At 68.2% G+C, this 19,555-nt stretch carries 20 protein-coding genes; 14 read left to right on the forward strand and 6 right to left on the reverse strand.

Annotated features, from left to right (window positions below):
- Positions 1-48 precede the first annotated feature (48 nt).
- From pyrB to pyrE, 7 genes are all read left to right on the forward strand, one after another.
- Positions 49-1,035, forward strand: a complete 987-nt coding sequence (gene pyrB / locus G1C96_RS01370; protein ID WP_169274851.1) for an aspartate carbamoyltransferase — start codon at positions 49-51, stop codon at positions 1,033-1,035.
- Positions 1,035-1,454 (forward strand): aspartate carbamoyltransferase regulatory subunit, encoded by a 420-nt coding sequence (locus tag G1C96_RS01375; protein WP_169274852.1) that lies wholly within the window; start codon positions 1,035-1,037, stop codon positions 1,452-1,454. Before pyrB ends, G1C96_RS01375 begins: the two co-directional genes overlap by 1 nt.
- A 98-nt stretch (positions 1,455-1,552) precedes the next feature.
- Entirely contained in the window at positions 1,553-3,034 is a 1,482-nt protein-coding gene (locus G1C96_RS01380; RefSeq protein WP_169274853.1) for a dihydroorotase, read from the forward strand.
- A 78-nt stretch (positions 3,035-3,112) separates the two neighbouring features.
- Entirely contained in the window at positions 3,113-4,066 is a 954-nt protein-coding gene (gene pyrF / locus G1C96_RS01385; RefSeq protein ID WP_169274854.1) for an orotidine-5'-phosphate decarboxylase, read from the forward strand.
- A 79-nt stretch (positions 4,067-4,145) separates the two neighbouring features.
- Positions 4,146-4,982, forward strand: coding sequence for a dihydroorotate dehydrogenase electron transfer subunit (locus G1C96_RS01390; RefSeq protein WP_169274855.1), 837 nt, complete (start codon positions 4,146-4,148; stop codon positions 4,980-4,982).
- A gap of 4 nt (positions 4,983-4,986) precedes the next feature.
- Complete coding sequence (locus G1C96_RS01395) at positions 4,987-5,958, forward strand: dihydroorotate dehydrogenase (protein WP_205831989.1); 972 nt, start codon at positions 4,987-4,989, stop codon at positions 5,956-5,958.
- A gap of 49 nt (positions 5,959-6,007) precedes the next feature.
- Entirely contained in the window at positions 6,008-6,706 is a 699-nt protein-coding gene (pyrE, locus tag G1C96_RS01400) for an orotate phosphoribosyltransferase (RefSeq protein WP_169274856.1), read from the forward strand.
- A 111-nt stretch (positions 6,707-6,817) separates the two neighbouring features.
- Here pyrE and G1C96_RS01405 read toward each other — a convergent pair whose 3' ends face one another.
- Positions 6,818-7,384 carry an NADPH-dependent FMN reductase gene (locus tag G1C96_RS01405; RefSeq protein WP_169274857.1) on the reverse strand — a complete coding sequence of 189 codons (567 nt, stop codon included), beginning with the start codon at positions 7,382-7,384 and terminating at the stop codon, positions 6,818-6,820.
- A 290-nt stretch (positions 7,385-7,674) separates the two neighbouring features.
- Positions 7,675-8,598 carry a LysR family transcriptional regulator gene (locus G1C96_RS01410; protein ID WP_169274858.1) on the reverse strand — a complete coding sequence of 308 codons (924 nt, stop codon included), beginning with the start codon at positions 8,596-8,598 and terminating at the stop codon, positions 7,675-7,677.
- 205 nt (positions 8,599-8,803) lie between these two features.
- Here G1C96_RS01410 and G1C96_RS01415 point away from each other — a divergent pair, with 205 nt between their 5' ends.
- Complete coding sequence (locus G1C96_RS01415; RefSeq protein WP_169274859.1) at positions 8,804-9,580, forward strand: DNA/RNA non-specific endonuclease; 777 nt, start codon at positions 8,804-8,806, stop codon at positions 9,578-9,580.
- 31 nt (positions 9,581-9,611) lie between these two features.
- Here G1C96_RS01415 and G1C96_RS01420 read toward each other — a convergent pair whose 3' ends face one another.
- The 4 genes from G1C96_RS01420 to G1C96_RS01435 form a co-directional block, all read right to left on the reverse strand.
- The gene (locus G1C96_RS01420; protein ID WP_169274860.1) at positions 9,612-10,235 is read right to left on the reverse strand and encodes a TetR/AcrR family transcriptional regulator; all 624 of its coding nucleotides are present in this window, start codon (positions 10,233-10,235) and stop codon (positions 9,612-9,614) included.
- Between the two features lie 138 nt (positions 10,236-10,373).
- Positions 10,374-10,949: a hypothetical protein gene (locus G1C96_RS01425; RefSeq protein WP_169274861.1), complete on the reverse strand. Its 576-nt coding sequence runs from the start codon at positions 10,947-10,949 to the stop codon at positions 10,374-10,376.
- 129 nt (positions 10,950-11,078) lie between these two features.
- Positions 11,079-11,408 carry a transcriptional regulator gene (locus G1C96_RS01430; RefSeq protein WP_169274862.1) on the reverse strand — a complete coding sequence of 110 codons (330 nt, stop codon included), beginning with the start codon at positions 11,406-11,408 and terminating at the stop codon, positions 11,079-11,081.
- 489 nt (positions 11,409-11,897) lie between these two features.
- The gene (locus G1C96_RS01435) at positions 11,898-13,283 is read right to left on the reverse strand and encodes a chloride channel protein (RefSeq protein WP_169274863.1); all 1,386 of its coding nucleotides are present in this window, start codon (positions 13,281-13,283) and stop codon (positions 11,898-11,900) included.
- A gap of 134 nt (positions 13,284-13,417) precedes the next feature.
- Between G1C96_RS01435 and G1C96_RS01440 the strand changes: the two genes are divergently transcribed.
- The 6 genes from G1C96_RS01440 to rpe all read left to right on the forward strand — a co-directional run bounded on the left by G1C96_RS01440 (position 13,418) and on the right by rpe (position 19,546).
- On the forward strand, positions 13,418-14,293 hold the full coding sequence (locus tag G1C96_RS01440) for a deoxyribonuclease IV (RefSeq protein WP_169274864.1): 876 nt from the start codon (positions 13,418-13,420) through the stop codon (positions 14,291-14,293).
- 39 nt (positions 14,294-14,332) lie between these two features.
- Positions 14,333-14,752: a VOC family protein gene (locus tag G1C96_RS01445; RefSeq protein WP_169274865.1), complete on the forward strand. Its 420-nt coding sequence runs from the start codon at positions 14,333-14,335 to the stop codon at positions 14,750-14,752.
- Between the two features lie 69 nt (positions 14,753-14,821).
- Positions 14,822-16,909 carry a bifunctional indole-3-glycerol phosphate synthase/tryptophan synthase subunit beta gene (locus G1C96_RS01450; protein ID WP_169274866.1) on the forward strand — a complete coding sequence of 696 codons (2,088 nt, stop codon included), beginning with the start codon at positions 14,822-14,824 and terminating at the stop codon, positions 16,907-16,909.
- A gap of 45 nt (positions 16,910-16,954) precedes the next feature.
- Positions 16,955-17,824 carry a tryptophan synthase subunit alpha gene (gene trpA / locus G1C96_RS01455; RefSeq protein ID WP_169274867.1) on the forward strand — a complete coding sequence of 290 codons (870 nt, stop codon included), beginning with the start codon at positions 16,955-16,957 and terminating at the stop codon, positions 17,822-17,824.
- Between the two features lie 25 nt (positions 17,825-17,849).
- Entirely contained in the window at positions 17,850-18,869 is a 1,020-nt protein-coding gene (lgt, locus tag G1C96_RS01460) for a prolipoprotein diacylglyceryl transferase (protein WP_169274868.1), read from the forward strand.
- An 11-nt stretch (positions 18,870-18,880) separates the two neighbouring features.
- A complete protein-coding gene (gene rpe / locus G1C96_RS01465) occupies positions 18,881-19,546 on the forward strand; it encodes a ribulose-phosphate 3-epimerase (RefSeq protein WP_169274869.1) in 666 nt (221 codons plus the stop codon).
- The last annotated feature ends 9 nt before the right edge of the window (positions 19,547-19,555 follow it).

A 19,555-nucleotide genomic window follows, 5' to 3' on the forward strand; every position in this document is an offset into this window, starting at 1 on the left:
TCAACGTGGCCACCTTGCAACGCACGCAACGCATGAGAAAGGTGAGCCGTGTCAGAACAACCTGAAGTTCCGCTCAAGGGTCGCAGCCTCGTCACTCTGGACGACATCTCCACCCGTCAGATCGAAGAGCTGCTGCACAAGGCCGCGTACATCGACGCACACCGGCGCGAGGTCGCGCACACGTGCGACGGCCGCGTGCTGGCCACCCTGTTCTACGAGCCGTCAACGCGCACGCGTCTGAGCTTCGAGACCGCCATGCTGCGCCTCGGCGGCAGCGTGATCGGCTTCGCCGGCGCGCAGCTGAGCTCCGTGAGCAAGGGCGAGTCGATCGCGGACACGCTCAAGACCGTCTCCAACTACGTGGACATCGTCGCCATGCGCCACCCCAAGGAGGGCGCCGCGCTGGTCGCCTCCCGCGCCGCATCCGTGCCGGTCATCAACGCCGGCGACGGCGGCCATATGCACCCCACACAGACGCTCGCCGACCTGGCCACGCTCATGTCGCGCTTCGGGCGCATCACCAACCTCACCGTGGGCCTGTGCGGCGACCTCACGTTCGGCCGCACCGTGCACTCGCTCATCGAGACGCTGTGCCGCTTCGGCAACGTGAACTTCGTGCTCATCAGCCCGGACGAGCTCAAGACCCCGCAGTACGTGATCGACCGCATCAAGGCCACGCCGAGCTGCACGTACGTGGAGGTCAAGGACCTCGCCGCCGTGATCGGCGACCTCGACGTGCTGTACATGACGCGCGTGCAGCAGGAGCGCTTCTTCAACGAGGACGACTACCTGCGCCTGCGCGACACCTACATCCTCGACGAGGAGAAGCTCGCCCTCGCCAAGCCGGACATGGCCGTGCTGCACCCGCTGCCGCGCATCAACGAGATCGCCGTGGAGGTGGACAACGACCCGCGCGCCGCCTACTTCGAGCAGGTCAAGAACGGCATGCTCATGCGCATGGCGCTCGAAAGCTCGCTGCTCGGCGACGAGCTGCCCGGCTACGTTCCGCTCGATCCCAAGGAGGTTCAGGCCTGATGGAAGTCACCAGCATCCAGAACGGCATCATCATCGACCACGTGCCCGCGGGCACGGCCCTGAAGGTGCTCAAGTACCTCGACGTGGACCCGTCCACCACCAAGCTGGCGCTCATCATGAACACCGACAGCCGTCTGTACGGCTCCAAGGACATCATCAAGATCGAGGACGCCGAGGACGTGAACCTCGACGTGCTCGGATTCGTGGCGCGTCAGGCCACCGTGGACGTGGTGCGCGGAGGCAGGATCGTGGAGAAGATCAAGCCGAACCTGCCCGAGCACATGGTCAACGTCATCACCTGCGTGAACCCGCGCTGCGTGACCAGGACCGAACGCGGCATCGACCAGATGTTCCACCTCGCGCACACCGCCAAGCAGGAGTACCGCTGCGACTACTGCGACGAGGAGGCCAAGCTCTGACGCCGCCCGCCGTCGTCGCCGGCCCGGACGCCCGGAACGGCGACGACGGGCACTGAATCGAGATGCCGCAGCAAGACGAGAACGGAAGGGAACCCGAAATGCTGACCCTGCGCAACATCAAGGTGTGGAACACCGACGAGGTCATCGATCTGGTCGTGCCCAGCGCGCACGCCGGATTGTTCGCCGAGGACGGCGCCGCGACGGACGGCGACGTCGACGCCACGGGGCTCACGCTCGCCCCCGGATTCGCGGACCCGCACGTGCACTACCGCGACCCCGGCCAGACCTACAAGGAGTCCATGGTCTCCGGATGCGCGGCGGCGGCGTCCGGCGGCTACACGAACGTGCTCGTCATGCCCAACACCGTGCCTGCGATGGACGGCGAACCCGTGCGCGCAGGCGAGCCGGGCGCCAGCGAGGTGCTCGACGCCGGCTACGGCACGGTCATCGACTACCTGCAGCACTACGGCGAGGCGCACGACGTGGCGCTGCCCGTGCGCTACGACCTGTGCGTGTGCGCGTCCAAGGGCCGTGCGGGGCGCGAGGCGACCGAATTCGCGCGCTGGCGCCGCTACATGCCCGGCGTGGACGACGAGACGAAGGACGCCGCCCAGCTCGCGCACCCGGTCACGGCGATCAGCGACGACGGATCGGCCGTCACGCCCGCCACGCTGGACGACGTGTTCGCGCTGGCGAAGGAGTCCGGCCTGCCGCTCATCGAGCACTGCGAGCACCATGACGCCGGCGCCGTCAACGAAGGCTCCGTGTCCCGCAGGCTGGGCGTGCCCGGCATCCCCGAGGACACCGAGCTGCGCGTGGTGGAGCGCGACATCGCCAAGGCGCGCGAGACCGGCGTGCACGTGCACTTCCAGCATGTGAGCACCGCCATCAGCTTCGACGCGATCCGCAGGGCCAAGGCCGAAGGCCTGCCCGTCACCTGCGAGACCGCGCCGCACTATCTGGCGCTGAGCGACGAGGCGCTGCTCGAATACGGCACGCTCGCCAAGATGAACCCGCCGCTGCGCAGCGAGGCGGACCGCGAGGCCACCGTGGCGGCCATCGCCGACGGCACCGTGGACATGCTCGCCACCGACCACGCGCCGCACACGCTCGAGGAGAAGGAACGCGGATTCCTCGAGGCGCCCAACGGCATCATCGGACTCGAATGCGCGTACGGCGTGGCGCACAGGGTGCTCGTGGACGGCGGACACATCTCCGACGCGCGCCTGATCGAGCTCATGTCCGTGGCGCCCGAGCGCCTCATGGGGCACGAGGCCACCGACGTGGCCGCCCTCGTGGAGGCGTTCTCCGAGCCGGCGCCCAACGAGGCGCATGGCGGGGAACCCGACGGTCCCGGCACCGGCGCGGAGAGCCGCAACCGGCTGCTGGACCTGTCCAGGGTGGACGATCCGGACGCCGTGGACCTCGTGGTGCTCGCCACCGACGCGGCGTGGACCGTGGATCCGGAGCGCTTCCACTCCAAGGCGCGCAACACGCCGTTCGGCGGATGGGACGTGACGGGCCGCCCGCTGGCCACGATCATCGGCTCCGGGCTCGCCTTCAGCAGGCTGCACGCGTAGCCGCATGCCGCGGCGACGGGCCGCGGCGGAACGCGCGCCACGGGACGCGCACAGGAACGTTCGAGGAAAGGAACCGATATGGACCGCTTGATCGAGGCGATCGAGGCGAAGCAGAACCCCAGCGTCGTCGGACTCGACCCCACCGAGGCGCTCGTGCCCCCGCAGGTGGTGGCGAGCTTCGCCGACGAGGTGCGCGGCGAAGTCGAAAGCGACGAGGAGGCGCCCGCGGCGCAGCTCGCCGTCGCGTTCTACGAATTCAACCGCGCCGTCATCGACGCCGTGGCCGACATCGTGCCCGCCGTCAAGCCGCAGATCGCCATGTACGAGGCGCTCGGCACCAGCGGCGTCGACGTGTACACGATGACCTGCGAGTACGCGCGCGAACAGGGCCTGTACGTGCTCGGCGACATCAAGCGCGGCGACATCGGCTCCACGGCCGCCGCCTACGCGCATCACCTGAGCGGCGTGGGGGAGTACGACCCGTGGCACGAGGACGCCGTCACCGTCAACCCGTACCTCGGCACCGACGGCATCACCCCGTTCGTCGACGCCGCGGCCGCCGCTGACAAGGACATCTTCGCGCTCGTGCGCACCTCCAACCCGTCCTCCAGCGAGATCCAGGAACTCGAGCTGGCCGACGGCGGCAAGGTGTACGAGCACGTCGCCGACCTCGTGGAGCGCTGGGGCGAATCCACGCGCGGCAAGCGCGGCTACTCGCGCGTCGGCGCCGTCGTGGGCGCCACGCATCCCGAGGAGGGCAGGGCGCTGCGCGAGCGCATGCCGCACACGTTCTTCCTCGTGCCCGGCTACGGCGCGCAGGGCGGCACGGCGGCCGACGTGGCCGGCATGTTCGATCAGGACGGCTCCGGCGCGATCGTCAACTCGTCGCGCGGCATCATCGGCGCTTGGAAGAAGACCGGATCGTACGGCGAGGCCATGAGCGCGGACGAGGCGCTGGACCTCGTCGCGGAATCGGCGCGCGCCGCCGCGATCGACATGCGCGACAGCCTGCGCGTGGCCGTGTACCGCTGACCCGCGACCGCCGCGCCTCCGGCACGTTCCGAGGCCCACGTACCGCAATCACGACCATCAGCATCAGAAGGATTCAACCATGACCACCCCCACCGCAACCGCACCGTCCGCACCGCCCGCCGCGGACATCGTGGCGCAGGCCACAGCGGCCGGATTCTTCCCGCCGCGCCACCCCGTGCGGGTGACCCGCGTCGACGAACTCGTCCCCGGCGTGACGCGCCTCGCGTTCCGCGACCCGTACGTCGCCGAACACGCCAGGCCCGCACAGTTCGTGGACCTGTTCAGCCCCGACCCGCTCAGGCCCATGCCGCGCCCGTTCGGCGTGAGCGAAGTGGACGGCGACGAGGTGAGCGTGATCTTCGCGGTCATCGGCAAGGGCACCGCCGATCTGGCGAGGCTCGAGCCCGGCGACATGATCGACGTGCTCGGACCGCTCGGCCGTCCGTTCAACGTCAGGGAGGCCGCGCACTATGTGCTCGTAGGCGGCGGACTCGGCGTGCCGCCGCTCATCCACACGGCGCAGCGCCTCGCCGACCGCGACGACGTGACCTGCACCGCGGTGTTCGGCTACCGCAACGAGCACTTCGCGGACCGGTACGTGGGCCGCTACGCGGACACCACGCTGAGCATCGACGAGTCCGAGGGCAACGTGATCACGCTGCTCGACCGCCACGAGGAGGCGCTGCTGGGATCCGGCGGCAAGGTGACGATCCTCTCCTGCGGACCGCTGCCGATGATGAAGGCCGTGGCCTCGTGGGCCGCGAAGCGCGATCTGCCCTGCCAGCTGAGCATGGAGCAGCACATGGGCTGCGGCTACGGCACGTGCGTGCTGTGCACCGTGGACACCGTGGACGGACGGCTCAAGGTGTGCTCGGACGGCCCGGTGTTCACCCGCGAGCAGCTGGGATGGGAGTGAGACGATGGCGAACGTGACTTCGACCGCGACGATGGACAAGCCGGCGATGAACCCGTACGAGGCGCACGAGTGGAAGCATCCCACCGTGGTGGCGGGCGTGACGTGGAAGAACCCCGTGGGCACCGCCTCCGGCACGTTCCAGTACGCCGCCGTGCGCTGGTTCTACGATGTGAGCCAGCTCGGCACGGTGTGCACCAAGGGCGTCTCCCCGGTGCCGTGGGAGGGCAACCCCGGCGTGCGCACCGCCGAGGGGCCCGGCAGCAACATCAACGCCGTGGGACTGCAGAATCCCGGCGTGGACCACTATCTGGTGGACGACCTGCCCAAGCTCAAGGCGGCGGGCGCCACCGTCATCTCGAACGTGGCGGGCCACTGCGACGACGACTACGCGCAGGTGGTGGAGAAGCTCGCCGATTCCCCGGCGGACATGCTGGAGATCAACGTGAGCTGCCCGAACGTGAGCCACGGCGGCATGAGCGTGGGCGCCGACCCGGACGCGCTCTACCGGCTCATCTCCCGTCTGCGCGAGCTCACGGACAAGCCGATGATCGTCAAGCTCACGCCCAACGTCACCGACATCACCCTGCCCGCGCGAGCCGCGGTGGAGGCGGGCGCGGACGCGCTGAGCCTCATCAACACCGTCGTCGGCATGCGCATCGACGTCCGCACCGGCAGACCGATCATCGACCACGTGACCGGCGGCGTGTCCGGGCCGGCCGTGCTGCCCATCGGCCTGGCGCGCGTGTGGCAGGTGCGCACCGCGCTGCCCGAGGTGCCGATCATCGGCATCGGCGGCATCGACTCCGGCGAGAAGGCGCTGGAGTACCTGTACGCCGGCGCCAACGCCGTGGAGGTGGGCGCCGCCGCGCTGTTCGATCCGATCGCGCCGCTGCGCGTGGCGCGCGAGCTGGACGACCTGCTGGACGACCGCCCCGAGCTCGCCGCCAAGCTCGCCGCCGGCAGGACATGGCGCTGACGGCGTTCCGCAAGAGCAATCCCGCACCAACCGAAGGAGCATCATCCACATGACCACCACGAGCCTCGACCATCGCTTCACCGAGTTCCTGCTCGCCTCGCAAGCGCTCAAGTTCGGCGAGTTCACCCTCAAGTCCGGCCGCAGGTCGCCGTACTTCATCAACGCCGGCGCGTTCAACGACGGCCGCAAGATCGCCACGCTCGGCGCGTTCTACGCCGAGAAGATCGCGTCCGAGATCGCCGCCGGCAACCTGCCCGCGGACATCGACACCGTGTTCGGCCCCGCCTACAAGGGCATCCCGTTGGCCGTGTCCACGGCGATCGCGCTGACCGGCGCGCACGACATGGAGATCGGCTACACGTTCGATCGCAAGGAGAAGAAGGACCACGGCGACGGCGGCATGATGGTGGGCACGCAGCTGACGGACGGCATGAAGGTGCTGCTCGTCGACGACGTGATGACCGCCGGCACCGCCGTGCGCGAGGTGATCCCCAAGCTCAGGGCCGAGGCGGACGTCGAGGTCGTGGGCCTCGTGCTGTCCGTGGACCGCATGGAGAAGACGAAGGATTCCGACACGTCGGCCGTGAAGGCCGTGGAGGCGGAGTTCGGCTTCCCCGTGTTCTCCATCGCCAACGTGCGCGAGATCTTCGAAGCCGGCCAGCACATCGCCACCGCGTCCGGCGAGCCGTACGTGACGCCGCGGATCAAGGCCGCCGCCGACGCGTACCTCGCCGAATACGGCGCCTGATCTGCGCGTGCGCCACGGGCGCCCCCGAACCGCGCGAATAGCGAGTGAGGCTCCGACGGATATGCATCCGTCGGAGCCTCACTTACATATTGACGCCGAGCGTCGGTACGATCAGGCGTTCAGCGCGGCCAGCAGATCGTCGGCCTGCTTGGCGAGGGCCTGCTTGGTCTCCTCGGTGAACTCGTTCTTGCCGGTGGTGAACGCCTCGGGCGCGAGGGAGGCGCCGGTGCCCTCGCCGTCGACGAGCGTGTTCTTGGTGAAGTCGAAGCTGAACAGCTCGGCCAGCTTGGAGCGCACGCCCTTGCCGGCGGACTGGCCGGCGATGGAGGCGAGGGCCACGGTCTTGCCGCTCAGCGCGGTCGGGCCGCCGAAGTCATAGTCCTTGAGCGGACGGGACAGCCAGTCGAGCAGGTTCTTCAGCACGCCCGGGTAGCTGTAGTTGTACTCGGGGGAGAAGATCCAGATGGCGTCGGCGTCCACGACCTCCTGACGCACGCGGGTCACGGCGGCCGGGGTGGGGTACTCGTCGTCCTGGTCGAACAGCGGGACGTCCGCGTAGTCGAGGTAGGAGACCTCGGCGCCCTTGGCCTTGAGATCGGCCTCGGCGAGACCAGCGAGCTCCTTGTTGAAGGACTGCTCGCGCAGGGAGCCGACGATGAACAGGATCTTCTTGGACATGCTTTCCTCCTGATGGTGACTGCTTCACGCCGCGTGCGGCGCATCAACTCATTAGGAAATATATCATGCTGAGATATACCGACACGGCCGATACGCCCACGGCGGATATCGGAATAATCGATGGCGGGCTATCGGGACGGGTTCCGTGGGGCCGCGTCCCTCGGAATTTCGCTGTACTACGTGCGTGCATAACAGCGCTCCCCCACTGTATTGCCGACGTGCAATACAGTGGGGGAGCGGGTGCCGAAGTCACAGCGGGATGCCGAACGCCGGTCCGAACGATCGGCGGACTAGTCGATCAGGTTGTAGCCGTGGTCGGCCACCACGGACTTGAGCTTGCTCAGATAGGTCTCCGCGGCGGCGGAGAGCTTGGCGCGTTCGTTGGTGATCCAGCCGACGAGCATGGTCTCGTCGGATTCGAGCGGCACGGTGACGATCTTCTCGTTGTTGAGGTCGCCGTTGTCGATGCCCGTGCACACCGTGTAGCCGTTGAGGCCGATGATGAAGTTGAGGATCGTGGCGCGGTCGGTCACGTTGATCTGCTTGGGGGAGTAGTCCGGCCAGACCGCCTCCTCGTAGAAGTAGAAGCTGCCCTCCTCGCCCTGCTCGTACTGGATGAACGGATAGGGCTTCAGATCCTCCATGGTGATCTTCTTCTTGGCGGCCAGCGGGTTGGTGCGCGCCAGGAACACGTGCAGCGGGGCGCGGAACAGCGGGTGGAACGCGAGGTGCTTCTCGCGCAGCAGCTTGCCGATCACGTCCTTGTTGAAGTCGGACAGGTAGATGATGCCGAGGTCGGACTGCATGTTCGCGGTCTGGTTGATGATGTCGCGCGTGCGGGTCTCGCGGATCGTGAACTCGTACTCGTCGGATTTGATGGAGTTGATCATCTCCACGAACGCCTCGACGGCGAACATGTAGTGCTGCGTGGAGACCGTGCACAGCTGCTTGCGCGGCTTGGCGTGCTTGTAGCGCTCCTCGAGCAGGTCGGCCTGGTCGAGCACCTGACGGGCGTAGGTGAGGAATTCGGCGCCGTCCACCGTCAGCGCGATGCCCTGCGAGTGGCGCGTGAAGATCTCGATGCCGAGCTCGTTCTCGAGCTCCTTGACGGACGAGCTCAGCGCCGGCTGTGAGACGTAGAGCTCATGCGAGGCCTCGTTCATGGACCCGCATTCGACGATCTTGACGATGTAGCGCAGCTGGAGAATAGTCATAAGAGCAATTAATACCCCTCAGGGCCAACAGCGTCTCCGCTTATACCCCCTTGGCGTCCACACTGCGGCCGCGGACGTGGACCGCGGATCGGTTCCGACGCGCCGTGTCCCGCCGACGTCCCACGATGCCGCATAATGGTCCGAGTCGAAAATCTGTTCGATTCCATCCGTTCGGCGATCCCGAACGTCCATCGAAGGAGCCTGCATGCATCTGAGGAAGATCGCCGCCGCGCTGCTGGCGGCCGTCACCCTGCTCGTCCCGGCCGGATGCGCCGTGGACCCGTCCGCGATCGGCGATCTGATCGGCCCTTCGGCGTCCTCGGGCGCGCAGGTGACCGAATGGTCGCTGGCCGCCGCGCCGGACTACTACACGGTCACGGGCAAGGCCGACTTCACGGGCGTCACCCTGCCCGCCGCCGGCGAGATCACGTATGCGCAGCCCGACTCGCTCGGCCGCTCCGGCCGCGCCGTCGGCGTGATCACCAAGCAGCTGCGCGACGACGGCTCCGAGCGCGACCGCGACATGCCGAGCACCATCACCGGCTGGCCGAAGAGGAACCCCGAGGTGGACATCAACCTCACCGCGGACAACACGTGCGCACAGGACAAGTCCACCTGTCCGAAGAACACCTGCTACCACGGCTACCTGTTCAACAAGAGCCACCTCATCGCCAAGTCGCTGGGCGGCGCGGACAAGGCGGAGAACATGGTCACCGGCACCCGCACCCAGAACGTGGGGAAGAACAACCCCGCCGGAGGCATGGCGTACACGGAGACCGAGGCGCGCGACTGGATCGACAAGCATCCCGACGGCACGATCACGTACATGGCCACGCCGAACTACACGGGCAACGAGCTGCTGCCGCGCACCGTGACCGTGGACATCCGCACGTCCGACGGATCGATCGACCAGCACGTGACCGTGTGGAACACCGCCAACGGGTACTCGATCGACTACGCCAAGGGCGGCACGCTGCAGTAGGACCGGCGGCCTGAGGCGCGGGGAGACGCCGCTAGCGCAGCAGCGACAGCGGCGTCATGCGCTTGTTGATCTCGATGTACTTGGTGATCTCCTCCGGGGACTCCGTGAAGCCGCGGCGCACCCACAGCCAGATGATCGACGTGACGGAGGAGACCACCACCTCGGTGCCGTATTCATGCGGGATCGCGCCGAGCGCGGGGCGGATGTGCATCGCTTCAGCCTTCTCCTCGAGCAGCCGGCGCAGGATCTTCTTGGTCTCCTCGTACATCGTCATGTCGTGGCCGCTGCGGGTGACCGCGTCGAAGAACGCGGCGTCGTTGCGGATGTAGCGCAGCGCGGCCAGCGTGGACTGCGGGGAGATCACGTCGAGCACGCTCGGGTGCTGGCGGGCCGCGGTTCCGGGCTGCGGGACGGCCGCGGCGCCCGACGCCTCGGAATCGGTGAGGATGCGGCGCAGATCGAACAGGGCGTTGTCGAGGAGCTGCTGGCGCAAGTCGAACTTGTCCATGTAGTGCATGTAGAACGTGCCGCGGTTGATGCCCGCGATGCGCGCGATGTCGCTCACCGTCATCGCGTCGAAGCCCTTCTCCTTGAGCAGCTGCGTGAACGCGACCTTGATCTTGGCCTCGGTGCCGGTGTTGCGCTTCCTGACCATGACGATCTCCATATCCGAATCAACAACGTGTCGTTCGAATGATATGGAGGCGGCTGACGAAAGTCAACACGGTGTGCGAACAGAGGGCGGACGGGAGGCTCACTCGTCCGTCTCCGGCATTCCTGCCCCGTTCGTGCGCTACCGTTCCGCCGCGGCGGGGTCGTACCACGTCAGCACCAGATGGGCGTCGCCGCCGGCATCGTGCCATCCGCGGAATCCGAGATCGTTCCAGGACAGCGGTTCGGCTGCGTCCGTGTCCTGCCGTCGCATGGAATCCGCCAGCTCGCCGCGCGTGGCTGCGGGCATGTTCAGGGCATCGGCCATGCAGACGAACTCCGGCGTCGTCTCGTATGCGTCCGCCGTGCCGTCGCCGCGGCGGCGGGGGGCCGCGACGGCGATCAGGACGTTCATGGGCGGATGCTTCTCCGTGGTTCCCGGGCTCCGTTCCTCCACCGAGAACGGACGTTCCGGTGCGAGACGCTCGTTGCAGGAATCCGCCAGCTCGACGATCTCGCTGCGCGTGAAGCGGCGGGACGTCCGCCCGGACAGCTCCCGGGCGCCCATGGATCCGTCGCCCGCTCCGGGAACGCGGCCGCCTCCGCCGCAGGCCCACGAGCAGGAGAGGATCGCGACGGCCGCGGCCGCCGATGCGGTCGCGCGGACGATGCGTCTTGCGGCCACGCCGCCGATGTGGGTATTGCCGCTGCCGGTCATGGGGATCACCGCCTTTGCCTTCCGTATCCGGCGCGCCGTCGCGTCCGGTGATGCCTTCATGCTATCCGCGCGGACGATGCGTGGGGAGGATCCGTCATGACGTGCATGACACGGCGTGCGCGAGACGCCTCAGTTCGTCGCGTCGTTGTCCCCGACGCCTTCCCTGACGGGATCGAGCAGCGTCTTGAGAGCGGTCAGATAGCGGGCGAAGGCCAGACCGCCGGCGTGCGTGAGCACCGCGTACGTGGCGGGCTTGCGTCCTCTGAACGTCTTGTCGATGCGCACGTATCCGGCCGTTTCGAGCTTCGTCAGATGCACCGAGAGATTGCCCGGCGTCATGTCGAGACGTTCGGCGAGAAGCGCGAACGGCATCGCCTTGCCTTCTCCCGCGGCGACGAGCGTGGTCATGATCCTCAGTCGGGAAGCCGGGTGGATCACCGGATCGAGTTCCGCGGTCATGGTTCGCTCCTTCCGAAGAGTTGCGGGCGTGGTGTCCGGGCCGGTGCAAGGCCGGCCCGGACACCGGATTCCGACAATCTACCTCATATATACAATCTACTTTATATCACAGAATATCCAATTTCATCAAGTATACGCATCCGCACAATCCACAAACCGACTGATGCATGTTCACGGGCATCTGCATCACAACACACCGATGCGGCACCGATGCCAGAGGGCTTATCCGGGGACCGGCGCGGTGCAGATCGAACGGCCGCGGTCCGCAGAGGCGACGATTCGCCGTTCGAGGGATTCGGATGTGGACGCATTGCCGCATCAGGGGACCGGATCCGCTCAATACGCGCGGAACCTCATGGCGTTCCTCGCGGAATGAGCGGATCCGGTTCCCGTCTGACGTGGATTGAGCGGAGCCAGTCCCGCACTAGGCGAATCCCGGTTCCCGCGAACCGGATCCGCTCAATCCGCCGCGCGCGGGACGTGATCCGCTCAGTGCGTGCGGTGCGGCATACGGCGCAGCATGCGGTCAGGCAGATGCGGCCGCAGCGCGGGAACGCCGTCGAACGTGCGGGGGAGCGGCACCAGGCTCGCCGCATAGGCGGCAGCGAGCAGCAGGGGGAATGAGGGGAGCGGCATGACGAGCATCATGATGAGGGAGGCGATGAGCGGACGACGGATCACCATGGCGATCAGCGCGCCGGAGGAGCATGCGGCGCAGAACACCGGATCGGCTCCGGTCGCGCCTCCCAGCGCGTAGCCCAGCGTCACGCCGACGAAGATCATCGGGAAGAACTGGCCGCCGCGCCATCCCATGCCGATGCACAGCGGCGCCGTCACGCACCGTGCGACGGCGATCAGCGCCAGCAGCACGGGACCGGCCTGCGCGGCGTGCGCCACGAGCAGGTCGAGATCCGATTCGCCGGAGAACAGCATGAACGGCAGCGTGCAGCTCGCGGCGGACACTACGAGCGCCACCGCCAGATCGCGCGTCAGCACGTGGTCGCCGAACCGTTCGGCGACGAGCCGGCTCAGCCGTGTCATGCCGACGAACAGCGCGCCTGCAGCGATGCCGGCGATCAGCGCGGGCACGGCCCAGAGCGCGTCCTGCGCATGCCAACGGATGGGGGAGAGTCGCGGCAGTGCGAGACCGTAACCGGTCAGACGCCCGAGCCCGAAGAACACGGCGACGCCGCATGCGACGGCCGCGGCGTCCACCGTGCGTCGTGCGGCGGCGGACAGCTCGGCGGACGGCGCGTTCTTCTTCCCGGTCTTCGCCGATGCGTCGGAAACCGTCGCATCGGACCGCGCGGAGTCCTCGTCCTCGTCCGCTGTGCGCGCGCCGTCCGGCTTGCGTTTCTCGCCGTCGAGACGAGGATCGTCCCCGATGCGCATGGCGCGCAGGCATTCCGCCGCGGCGGCATGCATCGCGCCGCCGAAGCGCGTCGCGGCCGAGGCGACCACGTTCGCCAGCCCGGCCTCCGGTCCCGCCGCCGCACCGAACGCCAGCGGCAGCCATGCGGCCACGAAATACGGCAGCACCAGCGCGCGGCGGCCATATCGACCCGTCCTGCGCACCTCGTCGATCACGCCCATGATCGGCGTGACGGTCACGGAGTTCGTCCGCTCGTTCACCATGAGCAGCACCGCACCCACCGCCATGATCGGGAACGTGAACCAGAACGGCCATTGCGCCAGATCGGCGTCGCGCACGGAGCCCACGCCCAGCCGGAGCGGCAGATCATGCCACAGCCATCGGATCGCCAGCCCCGTCGCGGCGGCGAACGCCCATCCCGCGACGCCCACGGCCACGCCCGTGGCCACCGTGACCTCCAGCAGCATCGCCGCGGCCCGCACCCGGCGCATCATCCGCCTCATCCCATCCGCCTTCCTCATGCCGTGCCGCACGTCCATGCGCAGCCGCGTGCATGATATCGCAGATTCCCGAGACGTCGCGCGGCGCGCGCACCCGCCCGCGGGCCACGTCAACGCGCGACGCTACGGTGAATCGCATGACGCAAGACGCACTGCTCATCGGATCGCATCTGTCCACCACCGGCGGCTGGCCGGCCCTGCTCAGGCGTTCGCATGCCGAAGGCGGCACCACGTTCGCGTTCTTCCCGCGGTCTCCGTACGGCCGCAGATCGAAGTCGCTCACGCCGGACGGCGCCGTACGGCTGGGGGAGGAACTGCGGGCCGAACACTACGGGCCGATCGTCGCGCATGCGCCGTACGTGTACAACCTGTGCGCCAAGGACGAGGCGAAGCGCGCGTTCGCCGTCTCCGCGATGGCCGAGGACCTGACGCTGCTCGGCGCGTTCGCGCAGGGCGGCCAGCCCGTCTACCTCAACATCCATCCCGGCTCGCACGTGGGGCAGGGCGCCGAGGAGGGCATCCGCCTCATCTCCGCCGGCCTCGAACGCGTGTTCGACCAGACCGACGCTGACGTGCCCGTGCTGCTGGAGACCATGGCAGGCAAGGGCACCGAGTGCGGGCGCAGCTTCGAGCAGATCGCGGCGATCATCGACGCCGTGGACGCCGGGATGCGCGGCCGCGTGGGCGTCACGCTCGACACCTGCCACGTGTTCGACGCCGGATACGACCTGCTCGGCGACTTCGACGGCGTCAAGCGCCGATTCGACGAGACCGTGGGACTGGGCCGCCTCAAGGCCATCCACGCCAACGACTCGCAGTTCGGGCTCGGCTCGCGCAAGGACCGCCATGCCAACATCGGCGACGGCAGGCTCGGCATCCCGTTCTTCGCGCGGCTGGTCAACGACCCGGATCTTGCGAAGCTGCCGATGATCCTGGAGACCAAGGAGCTCACCGAGACCACGCATCGCGACGAGATCGCCCTGCTGCGCGGCCTGCGCGATCCGCGCGGCTGAACGCTGGCGCCGACGGCGGGCCGGCGTACGCTGGAGGCCATGCTCGATCATCTCACGCTGCACGTGCGGGACGTGGCCCGCAGCATCGACTTCTACCGGAAGGCTTTGGCCCCGCTCGGATACGTCGTCAAGGCGCATCACGAGCCGACGCTCGGGTTCGGCGTGGACGACGGCACGCCGCATGCCGACTTCTACGTGTCCCCGGCCGACTCCGCCGACGCCACCGAACCGTCCCCGGTGACGCACATCGCGTTCCTGGCCGAAAGCGAACGGGCCGTGCGGGAATTCCACGCCGCCGCGCTGGCGGCGGGCGGACGCGACAACGGCGGGCCCGGACCGCGCCCGTACCACCCCGGCTACTATTCCGCGTTCGTGCTCGACCCCGACGGCAACAACGTGGAGGCCGTGGTCGACTGGGCGCACGCGCCGCACGATTCGTCCGACGCGCCCAGAATGTAGGACGGGCGCGTCCTCGGCGGACGGGCGGGGCTTAGAGTGTCGCATGATCCGCCAAACAAAGGGAGGGACATGTCGGTTCTGGATGATTTGGTAGCGGGGGCCGTAGAGGACGCCGCCGCGCGCGAGAAGGTCACGCCGCTCGAGGAGGTCAAGGAGGCTGCCGTCGCAGCTCCGGCACCGATCGACGCGATCCGATGGCTCAAGCGCGCCGACGGCATCCCCGTGATCGCCGAGATCAAGCGCGCGTCGCCGTCCAAGGGCCACCTGAGCGACATTCCCGATCCGGCCGCGCTGGCGCGCGAGTACGAGCGCGGCGGCGCGAGCGCGATCTCCGTGCTCACCGAGGGACGCCGGTTCCTCGGGAGCCTCGACGACTTCGACCAGGTGCGCGAGGCGGTGCGCATCCCCGTGCTGCGCAAGGACTTCATCGTCACCGACTATCAGGTGTGGGAAGCGCGCGCCCACGGCGCCGATCTGGTGCTGCTCATCGTGGCCGCGCTCGACGACGCCAAGCTCAAGCATCTGCTCGACCTCGCCCACGATCTGGGCATGACCGTGCTCGTGGAGACGCACACGCGCGAGGAGATCGAACGCGCCCGCCGCGCCGGGGCACGCGTGATCGGCATCAACGCGCGCAACCTCAAGGATCTGCGCGTGGACGTGAACAGGTACGCCGAGCTGGCCGCCGACCTTCCCGAGGACGTGGTGAAGGTGGCGGAGTCCGGCGTGTTCGGCGCCGTGGAGGTAGAGGACTACGGTCGCGCCGGAGCCGACGCCGTGCTGGTGGGCGAGGGAGTCGCCACCGCCGACGACCATGCGCTTGCAGTGGAACGACTAGTGAAAGCAGGTAAGAGAGTGAAGGCATCCGAGACCACGCCGCTGAGCACGCATCAGGGACCGTACTGGGGACAGTTCGGCGGGCGCTACGTGCCCGAGGCGCTCATCACCGCGCTCGACGAACTGGAGCGCGTCTACACGGAGGCGAAGGCGGACCCGGAGTTCACCAGGGAGCTCGTCACCCTCAACCAGCGCTACGTGGGCCGTCCGAGCCCGCTGACCGAGGCGCCGCGCTTCGCCGCGCGCATCGCCGAGAAGGTCGGCATCACGCCGCGCGTGTTCCTCAAGCGCGAGGACCTCAACCACACCGGCGCGCACAAGATCAACAACGCGCTCGGCCAGGCCCTGCTCGTCAAGCGCATGGGCAAGACGCGCGTCATTGCGGAGACCGGCGCCGGCCAGCACGGCGTGGCCACCGCCACCGTGTGTGCGATGCTCGGCCTCAAGTGCCGCATCTACATGGGCCAGATCGACGCCCGCCGCCAGGCCCTCAACGTGGCGCGCATGCGCATGCTGGGCGCCGAGGTCGTGGAGGTGACGCTCGGCGACAAGATCCTCAAGGACGCCATCAACGAGGCGCTGCGCGACTGGGTCACCAACGTCAAGGACACGCATTACCTGCTCGGCACGGTGGCCGGTCCGCACCCGTTCCCGGAGATGGTGCGCGACTTCCAGAAGGTCATCGGCGAGGAGGCGAAGCAGCAGCTCAGGGACTGGTACGGCATCGACCACCCGGATGCGGTGTGCGCCTGCGTGGGCGGCGGCTCCAACGCCATCGGCGTGATGAACGCGTTCCTCGACGACGAGCGCGTGAACCTGTACGGCTACGAGGCCGGCGGCAACGGCCCCGAGTCCGGCAGGCACGCCATCCGCTTCGCGCCCGGCACCGGCCAGCTCGGCATGTTCCAGGGCGCCAAGAGCTACCTGCTGGAGACCGACGAGGGCCAGACGCTCGACACGTACTCCATCTCCGCCGGCCTCGACTACGCGTCCGTGGGCCCGGAGCACGCGTGGCTCAAGGACATCGGCCGCGTGAACTACTCCTGGGCCACCGACGAGGAGGCCATGAACGCGTTCCGCGACCTGAGCCAGACCGAGGGCATCATCCCGGCCATCGAGTCGTCGCACGCCGTGGCCGGCGCCTACAAGGCCGCCGCCGATCTCAAGGCCAAGGGCTACGAGCACCCGGTGATGATCATCAACATCTCCGGCCGCGGCGACAAGGACATGGCCACCGCCGGCAAGTGGTTCGGCTACCTGACCGACGAGCAGTCGAAGGCGCTCGAGGTCACCGGCGCGCACGGCGACACGGTCGCCTGATCCGCCGCATCCGGAACACATGCAACGTTGGAGAGGACACACATCATGAGCAACACCGCAACCACGCCGTCGGGACAGCCCCTCGGCATCAGCCACAGGCCCAGCCCCACGGCGGCCATGTTCGAGCGGCTCGACAATGCCGGCCGCCCGGCGTTCATCGGCTACCTGCCCTACGGTTTCCCGGACCCCGAGGTCTCCCTGAAGGCGTTCCGGACGCTGGTGGAGCACGGCGTCGACGCCGTCGAGATCGGTCTGCCGTACTCCGATCCGGTCATGGACGGCCCGGTCATCCAGGCGGCCAGCCAGATCGCGCTGAACAACGGCGAAAGCATCAACGGCGTGTTCAGGGCCGTGGAGACCGTGGCCAACGCGGGCGGTACCCCGCTGATCATGAGCTACTGGAACCTCATCTACCACTACGGCGTCGAGCGCTTCGCACGCGACTTCGAGAACGCCGGCGGCGCCGGACTCATCACCCCGGACCTCATCCCGGACGAGGCGGGGGAGTGGATCGAGGCGTCCGACCGCCATGGCCTGGACCGCATCTTCCTCGTCTCCCCGGACTCCGCCGACGAACGTCTCGAGGTCGTCGCCAAGGCGGCCCGCGGCTTCGTCTACGCCGCCTCGCGCATGGGCGTGACCGGCGAGCGCAACACGCTGAGCTCGTCCCCGGAGCAGCTGGTGGAGCGCACCCGCCGGGCCGGCGCCGGGCGCGTGTGCGTGGGCATCGGCGTCTCCACGGCCGAGCAGGCCGCGAAGGTGGGCGCCTACGCCGACGGCGTGATCGTCGGTTCCGCGCTGGTGCACCAGCTGCTCGACGATTCCGGCCGCAACGCGCTGGATGAGGCCGAGGGGCTGAGCAGGCTCGCCGCGAAGACCGACGAGCTCGTGGCCGGCGTGGCCGGGGCCAGGTAGAGGGGTCCCGCCTAGGATAGGGACCATGAATCTCGCTTACATCCCGTCTCCCACGATCTCGCAGTTCCAGATCGGTCCGGTGACGATACGCTTCTATGCCCTGTGCATCCTTGCCGGGATCGTCGCCGCTGTCTGGATGACCTCCAAGCGGTGGCGACGCTACGGCGGCACGTTCGACCAGATCCTGGACATCGCCATCGTCGCGGTGCCCTGCGGCATCGTGGGCGCGCGCCTGTACCACATCGTCACCACGCCGGAACGGTTCTTCGGCCCGAACGGCAACTGGGTGGAGATGTTCAAGATCTGGAACGGCGGACTGGGCATCTGGGGCGGCATCCTGCTGGGCGCTCTGGGCACGTGGGCGTGGTGCCGGCACAAGCACTATCCGATGGCGCTGCTGGGCGACGCGGTGGCCCCGGGGCTGCTGGTCGCGCAGGCGATCGGACGTCTGGGCAACTGGTTCAACCAGGAGCTCTACGGCGCGCCCACCACGCTGCCGTGGGGTCTGAAGCTCAACACCGCGGGCGCCGCCATCGGCGCCACCGAGCAGTGCTACGACGGGCAGACCTGCCCCACCGGCACGCTGTTCCATCCCACGTTCCTGTACGAGATGATCTGGAACCTGATCGGCGCGCTGCTCATCGTCTGGATCGGGTCGAAGGCCATCAGGGCGCTGAAGGCCGGCTCGCTGTTCGCCATCTACGTGATGTGGTACACGGCGGGACGCACCTGGATCGAGGCGCTGCGCATCGACTTCGCGCACACGTTCCTCGGCGTGCGCATCAACGTGTGGGTGTCGATGGTCGTGTTCGTGCTCGGCGCCGTGGCGCTCGTGCTCATCATGCAGCACGGCAAGTCCGCCGCGCTGCTCGCCGAGAAGCTGCGCACCGTCACCGAGATGGAGGCCGAGCTCGAGTCGGACGGCGACGGCCGTGCCGCCGGTCCGCGGACGCGGGACGCGCAACGCGAGGCCGAACCCGACAACCACGCCGAACCTGCCGAGCGGCCGGACGGCGAGCCCGACGACGTACCTACCCGTCCATAGAATGAGGAGCCATGAGCATTCAGATCGCACCCAGCATCCTGTCCGCCGATTTCTGCAACCTCGAGCGTGACCTCAAGGCCATCGCCAACGCGGATCTCGTCCACGTCGACGTGATGGACCATCACTTCGTCCCGAACCTCACGCTCGGCGAGCCGATCGTCAAGCGCATCTGCGAGGTCACCGACCTGCCCGTGGACGTGCATCTGATGATCGAGGATCCGGACCGCTGGGCCCCCGAGTTCGCCAAGTGCGGCGCCGCCTCCGTGACGTTCCACATGGGCGCCACGCATGCGCCGGTCCGTCTCGCCCGCCAGCTGCGCGACATGGGCGTCAGGGCGTGCTTCGCCGTGCGTCCCGCCGAACCGGTCGAGCCGCTGTTCGACATCCTCGACGAGTTCGACATGGTGCTCGTCATGACCGTGGAGCCCGGCTTCGGCGGCCAGAAGTTCCTCGGCAACCAGATGAACAAGGTCCGTCGCCTGCGCGACGAGATCACGCGCCGCGGACTGGACGTGAGGATCCAGGTGGACGGCGGCGTGAGCCCCAAGACCGCCGACATCGTGGCCGCCGCGGGCGCCGACGTGCTGGTGGCGGGTTCCGCCGTGTACGGCGCGCCCAGCCCCGCCGAGGCGATCGACCAGATCCGCGCCAAGGCCGAGGCCGCGTTCAGAGCCTGACCGCCGTAA

It is taken from the genome of Bifidobacterium moraviense (genome assembly GCF_012932365.1).
GTDB classification, from domain to species: Bacteria; Actinomycetota; Actinomycetes; order Actinomycetales; family Bifidobacteriaceae; genus Bifidobacterium; species Bifidobacterium moraviense.

Bases quoted from the DNA above. Each gene is read 5' to 3' on its own strand.
- pyrF (WP_169274854.1), top strand. From the start codon at position 3,113: ATGGACCGCTTGATCGAGGCGATCGAGGCGAAGCAGAACCCCAGCGTC.
- G1C96_RS01430 (WP_169274862.1), bottom strand. From the start codon at position 11,408: ATGACCGCGGAACTCGATCCGGTGATCCACCCGGCTTCCCGACTGAGG.
- G1C96_RS01425 (WP_169274861.1), bottom strand. From the start codon at position 10,949: ATGACCGGCAGCGGCAATACCCACATCGGCGGCGTGGCCGCAAGACGC.
- rpe (WP_169274869.1), top strand. From the start codon at position 18,881: ATGAGCATTCAGATCGCACCCAGCATCCTGTCCGCCGATTTCTGCAAC.
- G1C96_RS01435 (WP_169274863.1), bottom strand. From the start codon at position 13,283: ATGAGGCGGATGATGCGCCGGGTGCGGGCCGCGGCGATGCTGCTGGAG.
- G1C96_RS01450 (WP_169274866.1), top strand. From the start codon at position 14,822: ATGTCGGTTCTGGATGATTTGGTAGCGGGGGCCGTAGAGGACGCCGCC.
- G1C96_RS01420 (WP_169274860.1), bottom strand. From the start codon at position 10,235: ATGGTCAGGAAGCGCAACACCGGCACCGAGGCCAAGATCAAGGTCGCG.
- G1C96_RS01390 (WP_169274855.1), top strand. From the start codon at position 4,146: ATGACCACCCCCACCGCAACCGCACCGTCCGCACCGCCCGCCGCGGAC.
- G1C96_RS01445 (WP_169274865.1), top strand. From the start codon at position 14,333: ATGCTCGATCATCTCACGCTGCACGTGCGGGACGTGGCCCGCAGCATC.
- G1C96_RS01410 (WP_169274858.1), bottom strand. From the start codon at position 8,598: ATGACTATTCTCCAGCTGCGCTACATCGTCAAGATCGTCGAATGCGGG.
- G1C96_RS01395 (WP_205831989.1), top strand. From the start codon at position 4,987: ATGGCGAACGTGACTTCGACCGCGACGATGGACAAGCCGGCGATGAAC.
- G1C96_RS01375 (WP_169274852.1), top strand. From the start codon at position 1,035: ATGGAAGTCACCAGCATCCAGAACGGCATCATCATCGACCACGTGCCC.
- G1C96_RS01440 (WP_169274864.1), top strand. From the start codon at position 13,418: ATGACGCAAGACGCACTGCTCATCGGATCGCATCTGTCCACCACCGGC.
- G1C96_RS01405 (WP_169274857.1), bottom strand. From the start codon at position 7,384: ATGTCCAAGAAGATCCTGTTCATCGTCGGCTCCCTGCGCGAGCAGTCC.
- G1C96_RS01415 (WP_169274859.1), top strand. From the start codon at position 8,804: ATGCATCTGAGGAAGATCGCCGCCGCGCTGCTGGCGGCCGTCACCCTG.
- G1C96_RS01380 (WP_169274853.1), top strand. From the start codon at position 1,553: ATGCTGACCCTGCGCAACATCAAGGTGTGGAACACCGACGAGGTCATC.
- pyrE (WP_169274856.1), top strand. From the start codon at position 6,008: ATGACCACCACGAGCCTCGACCATCGCTTCACCGAGTTCCTGCTCGCC.
- trpA (WP_169274867.1), top strand. From the start codon at position 16,955: ATGAGCAACACCGCAACCACGCCGTCGGGACAGCCCCTCGGCATCAGC.
- lgt (WP_169274868.1), top strand. From the start codon at position 17,850: ATGAATCTCGCTTACATCCCGTCTCCCACGATCTCGCAGTTCCAGATC.